This window comes from Bacillus sp. S4 (assembly GCF_040838205.1).
GTDB lineage: Bacteria > Bacillota > Bacilli > Bacillales > Bacillaceae_G > Bacillus_A > Bacillus_A cereus_U.
The window spans coordinates 1-5952 of record NZ_JBFPJI010000208.1 but is presented as its reverse complement, the minus strand read 5'-3'; the positions used below and the strand labels follow the sequence as shown (position 1 = coordinate 5952).

Here is a 5952-nt window from a genome sequence, read left to right as displayed (position 1 = left end):
GTTTAGTATTGTGTACTGTATTTATCAAAAATGCCAGAGAAAGGTTTTCACACACCAGTTCTTACGTTGTGGATGAAAACGGAATCCACATAATTTATGTTGAGTCTTTGTTAAGAAACTCTTATGTTTATGAACAGAGAATAAAACTCAATAATATCAATGTTTTCTAGTTATAACCATGTTCATAAAGTGTGTAAACAAATCAATGTTCAATTAAACTTAGGTTTTTATCTTTTTGAACATGTATTCAGCTTGTAATGATAAGGGTTTGTAGGCCTTAGCGTACAATTTTCCCAGAGTGATATAGTAATCCCTTATATATCTTAAACCTTTTGTAAATCCTTTTATTTAAATGTATAATTGTATTGAAAGTCATAAATTTAAGAATTGAGGTGACCATTATGAAAAGTTTTGGTGCGTTAGCATGCTCCGCTTTCTTAACAGCAATGCTGATATTGTATAATGTCCAATCTTTTTATAATAAATTTACAATAGGAAATACATATTACTGGATAAATGTTGTTCTGGTTGTGATATTTCTGATATCCTTTATCATCGATATAAAGAATATCATCAAGAAAAACTACAAAACTTCAGAATCAAACTAAGGAGCCTGTATTGGTTCCTTTTTCTATGCAAAATAAAAAAGCAGCGTATTTGGTTAATTTATGTCCAAATTATTTCTAAACGTACAATTTTCCCGAAATGATATAGTGACCCCATGCCCATCAACTTAAGAATTTAGAATTCCCCCAAAAATTATGAGTTTTTTGTTGCGAGTTGTCACAAAATTTCGTTTTTATGGTAGTTTTATTTTCTTAGCTTGATTGCGATGAGCGGTACCCCATAAAGGCCCCTGATACATAATTGATGTTCTGCCATTTGTAGAAAACAATCCACTTATACCATTTTAACAAGAAGAAATATCTCGTCCATGTTGTAATATTGGCTTACGTTAAGCTTGTGAAAAAATCATATTCATGTATAATACAATTGATGTATGATACATTAGTTGTAGGAGGGTGACCTTTTTGAAAAGAGAAGATGCCTTAAAACTAAGAACAGATATTAAGAAAATGATTATAATAACTGGGGTTTTTGAATCTCAAAATTTGCCCAATGGACCATTTGAAAAACCTTTACCAACTTCTCAAATGATGGCGTTAGAGGAACTAGAGGTGGAAAAATTAACTGTTTGGCAACTATCCAATAAACTTAGATTAGAGACTTCAACTGTAAGTAGATTGGTAGATAAGTTAGTAAAAAAGGGGCTTGTTTATCGTGAAGTAAATGAAAAAAATAGAAGAGAACTTTTTCTGCACCTCACAGAAAAAGGTCACATAACTGTTAATTGCTTAAGAGAGCAATCCATTACATTTTATCAAAGTATTCTCAATAATTTATCAGAATCAGAACAAAAAATAGTTGTGGATGGTTTTGAATTATTTATTGATTCTATTTCTAAGCCTTTTGATTAGAGTGAGGTAAATCATAACATTTGGAGGATAAAATGAGTTTGGATTTCGAACGTCCTATTATTGAATTAAAAGAGAAATTTGATGAATTAAAGAAAATTATGAAAGAAAATAATGTAGATTTATCGTCAGAAATTCATGTATTAGAAAAACGTTTAAATAAAATGCAAGATAAAATTTATTCTAATATTACACCTTTTCAACGAGTTCAAATTGCAAGGCTACGTAACCGGCCCACGACATTGGACTATATACCTTTATTGTTTACAAACTTTCTCGAACTTCATGGTGATCGATTATATGGTGATGATAAAGCAATGATAGGTGGTATTGCAAAATTTAAAGGGATGCCCGTTACGGTTATTGGTCATCAAAGAGGTAGAAATACAAAGGAAAGTATAGAAAGAAATTTTGGAATGGCACATCCAGAAGGTTATAGAAAAGCGCTAAGACTTATGAAACAAGCTGATAAATTTAATCGCCCTATTATTACATTTATTGATACAATAGGCGCCTATCCAGGGAAAGGGTCTGAAGAACGTGGAATTTCTGAAGCGATAGCTCGAAATCTATTTGAAATGGCTACACTTAAAGTGCCAATTGTTTGTATTGTAATTGGAGAGGCATCAAGTGGTGGAGCTCTTGGCCTTAGTGTCGGTAACCATATCCATATGTTAGAGTATTCATGGTACTCGGTAATTTCGCCAGAAGGAGCAGCATCTATCCTATGGAAGGACGCTAAGTATGCTCCAGAAGCTGCTGAACATATGAAAATTTCAGCAAAAGATTTAAAACATTTAGGAATTATTGATGAAATCATTCCTGAAATTAAAGGTGGAGCACAAAATGATATAAAATCACAGGCAAAAATGATTGAATCTGTAATCGAATCATCTCTAAAAAAATTGATACTATTATCCTCGGAAGAGCTTATACAACAGCGATATGAAAAGTATAGACAAATAGAGAATTATAAATGAAAATATTTAAAGTCCGTATTACATTTCGGAGGATTCTCGCAAAAAATTCTAAATATTTTGTAAGTAACCTCTTAAACTGGGATATGCTGATACTATTACTCTACAAAAGATGTGTGATCGGTATGGAAAAGGAAAATTTGTTCAAATGGAAGCATTATCAGCAAGATATTATTTTGTTAACTGTACGTTGGTACGGTACAACTTAATTTTTCGTGATTTAGTAGAAATGATGAGGAACCAGGATTATCCTACCATTATGCTAGAAATATATATGTTATATTTTCTTTTCCACTACCTTTGCACCAGAACCAAAAAATACGCTATTCTTTCTGTAGAATCATAGGAAAGGATGGCGTTTTTGTATGTATCTATCAATTTCTGACGAATTACAATTATTTGCTGAAGAATTATATGAACATCTTACCCCTTCATTTTTGGAAAATCTCGCTAGAGAGCTAGGTTTTGTAAAACGAAAACGTAAATTTTCAGGGTATGATTTAGCTACTATATGTGTCTGGATTAGTCAACGAGTAGCGAGTGATTCATTAGTCCGATTGTGTAGTCAGCTACATGCATCAACAGGAACTCTTATGAGTCCTGAAGGACTAAATAAGCGCTTTAATAAAAAGGCAGTGTTCTTTTTGAAACATATTTTCTCCACATTATTAAAAAATAAAGTTTGTGGAAAGTCAGCAATTCCAAGTGCTTCACTTACCTATTTTCAGCGAATTCGTATTTTAGATGCAACCATTTTTCACGTACCAAAACACTTGGCCAATGTATATCCTGGATCAGGTGGTTGTGCACAAACAGCGGGTATAAAAATCCAGTTAGAATATGATTTACATAGTGGTCAGTTTTTAAATTTCCAAGTGGAACCAGGGAAAAATAATGATAAAACCTTTGGAACAGAGTGTTTATCAACATTACGCCCTGGTGACCTATGTATCCGGGATTTAGGCTATTATTCACTGGATGATTTAGATCAAATGGATCAACGTGGTGTGTACTATATATCGCGACTCAAATTAAACAATAGGGTATATGTCAAAAATGAATTTCCTGAATACTTTCGAAACGGAACAATAAAAAAACAATCTCAGTACATCAAAGTTGATTTAGAGCACATCATGGATACCTTAAAACCAGGACAGTCCTATGAAATAAAAGAAGCTTATATTGGAAAGGATAAAAAACTATTCACTCGGGTGATTATGTATCGATTAACAGAAAAACAACTTCGTAAGCGTATGAAAAAACAAGTGTACACAGAAAGTAAAAAAGGGATTACATATTCGGAAAAAAGCAAACGATTAGCTGGCATGAACCTATATGTTACCAATACACCTTGGGAGATTGCTCCGATGGAACAAATCCATAATTTTTACTCTCTCCGCTGGCAAATTGAAATCATTTTTAAAACTTGGAAATCCTTATTTCAAATTCATCATTGGCAACATATTAAACAAGAGCGATTAGAATGCCATGTTTATGGAAAACTCATTGCCATTTTTCTATGTTCTTCTACTATGTTTAAGATGCGACAATTAATTTTACAAAAGAAGAAACAAGAATTAAGTGAATATAAAGCAATTGGAATGATTCAAGATCACTTATCAAGTTTGTATCAAGCCATACAACAAAACATCCAAGAAATAACAAAGATCCTAATCAGCCTGTTCCACCTCCTACAGAAGAACGGGAGAAAATCTCATCGATATGAGAAGAAGACTGTTTTTGATATTATGGGTGTTGTTTATGAGTATAATGGGTTGAAAAAAGAAAAGAAAGTTGCATAATTTAAAAAAGGAAACCCGTTAGGGTTTATTTGGTATGCATATTATTAAGAGTATGCTTCTATTTTAGGAATGCTTTACCTCCACAAAATGAAAGTACACTTTGTTTTCATTTTTAAGTTGATGGGCATGGGGTACCGCCAGCATTTTGGAAAAAAACCACGCTAAGAGCATGCAAGTGTATAGAGATAATAAAGTCCTTTAATTTTGATATAAAATAAATAGAGCCTTACTACAATCTGTGTGTAGTAAAACTCCTTAAAGTTGTTAGAAAATTATTAGATCCAATTGTGATCACCTCAAAAATGAATAATAAAGTTGTTTAATTCGGTTACAGAATTAAACAACTTTATTATTCTACATTTCAAATAGATACTCACGTTCTACTTTACATACACGTAATGCGAATCGACTATACCATTCTTTTTTCCCACGTTCTTGGGCAATTTGGTGAGCTGAATTTTCTTTCCAAGCAGCAATATCCTCGAGTGTTTCCCAATAAGAAACGGTAATTCCCAAATCCGAATCTCTTGCACTTTCGACACCTAAATATCCTTTTTGTTTACTTGCTAATTCGTCCATTTTTGTTGCCATCACACCATAGCCATTTTCACCTTCTGTTCGTTCTGAGGCAAAGATAACTGCATAATAGGGTAATTTATATGTATTTGCTAAGTTACTCATCTCCAACCACTCTCCTTAATTTATTTAACTCCAAGATTCTAATAAAAGCTCTTACAATTATTATACTTTAAGCGAGAGAAACTCACACTATTTCGAAGTTTCGGACTTCGTTTTTAAATATCTATATTATTTTTTCAAGAACTTTATTTCCGTTAAACAGCAAGATTTTATACAGTTTTTCGGCTAATCCAGTAACAAACGAGAACCCGAAAACCCACACTATGATAGGAATGTATAAAAAATTGCATAGATTGATAAAAAGAAAAAAAGACATTATGTTAACTATATACGAATATCATATTCATCCAAAATTGCCCTTATTGATGGTACAATTAAAGTCTTGGAGGGATATTATGGGATTTATTTTATATTTTGCATTTTATTTTGGAGTACTGTTTCTTATAATTGGTACTGCATTAGTTTTATTTATTATGGCTGCATTACCAAAAATCTGGAATAAAAATCTATCATTCGTAATGATCGGTTTAGGGATAAATATACTTGCCATTCCGTTATCTTATTTTATAGGTGGGATGACAACAGATTCCCCAGGTAGTACTATGCTTGATTTTTGGAAAGGATTTCTCTTTATTCAAGCAATACCGCTCTTCTTACTACTTCTCCTACTACTTCTAACTTTGATTTTGTGGTTTATTCGTCGGAACAAAGAAAAAGTTCGCATGTAGAATTTTAAAATCACTTCCAATAACGATAATTATGTAAATGAGCTGTCCAAATGGATGGCTTATTTTATTTTTTGCTTAGCGTGGTTTTTTTCCAAAATGCTGGCGGTACCCCATGCCCATCAAGCTAAGGTTGGGTCTTCCATGAACTTCCGTTCTTGTTGCCTACATGCTTGATAATTTGTTTATTTGTTTTTAAAAATACGCATACCAAATAAACCTTGATACGGTGTATTTTTAAAGATTATGCAGTTTTCTGCTTTAGATTGGATACAGTAAACTGATAAACGACACCTAAAATATCAAAGACTGTCTTTTTCTCATATCGATGGGA

General features: G+C 32.4%; 6 protein-coding genes and 1 pseudogene. 6 read left to right on the top strand and 1 reads right to left on the bottom strand.

Annotated features, from left to right (window positions below; all coding sequences use genetic code 11):
• Nucleotides 1–401: 401 nt before the first annotated feature.
• The 5 genes and pseudogenes from AB3X48_RS16470 (at nucleotide 402) to AB3X48_RS16450 (ending at nucleotide 4254) form a co-directional block, all read left to right on the top strand.
• Nucleotides 402–608 carry a hypothetical protein gene (locus AB3X48_RS16470; protein WP_088099316.1) on the top strand — a complete coding sequence of 69 codons (207 nt, stop codon included), beginning with the start codon at nucleotides 402–404 and terminating at the stop codon, nucleotides 606–608.
• Nucleotides 609–1031: 423 nt separating this feature from the next.
• Nucleotides 1032–1478: a MarR family winged helix-turn-helix transcriptional regulator gene (locus tag AB3X48_RS16465; RefSeq protein WP_002095873.1), complete on the top strand. Its 447-nt coding sequence runs from the start codon at nucleotides 1032–1034 to the stop codon at nucleotides 1476–1478.
• Nucleotides 1479–1510: 32 nt separating this feature from the next.
• On the top strand, nucleotides 1511–2455 hold the full coding sequence (locus AB3X48_RS16460; RefSeq protein WP_002162311.1) for an acetyl-CoA carboxylase carboxyltransferase subunit alpha: 945 nt from the start codon (nucleotides 1511–1513) through the stop codon (nucleotides 2453–2455).
• Nucleotides 2456–2577: 122 nt separating this feature from the next.
• A pseudogene (locus AB3X48_RS16455) lies at nucleotides 2578–2696 on the top strand (IS6 family transposase); the annotation flags it as partial.
• A 121-nt stretch (nucleotides 2697–2817) separates the two neighbouring features.
• The gene (locus AB3X48_RS16450; RefSeq protein WP_367959741.1) at nucleotides 2818–4254 is read left to right on the top strand and encodes an IS4 family transposase; all 1437 of its coding nucleotides are present in this window, start codon (nucleotides 2818–2820) and stop codon (nucleotides 4252–4254) included.
• 354 nt (nucleotides 4255–4608) lie between these two features.
• Here AB3X48_RS16450 and AB3X48_RS16445 read toward each other — a convergent pair whose 3' ends face one another.
• Nucleotides 4609–4935 (bottom strand): antibiotic biosynthesis monooxygenase family protein, encoded by a 327-nt coding sequence (locus AB3X48_RS16445; protein ID WP_088099314.1) that lies wholly within the window; start codon nucleotides 4933–4935, stop codon nucleotides 4609–4611.
• Between the two features lie 353 nt (nucleotides 4936–5288).
• Between AB3X48_RS16445 and AB3X48_RS16440 the strand changes: the two genes are divergently transcribed.
• Nucleotides 5289–5621, top strand: a complete 333-nt coding sequence (locus AB3X48_RS16440; protein WP_367959740.1) for a hypothetical protein — start codon at nucleotides 5289–5291, stop codon at nucleotides 5619–5621.
• Nucleotides 5622–5952: the final 331 nt, after the last annotated feature.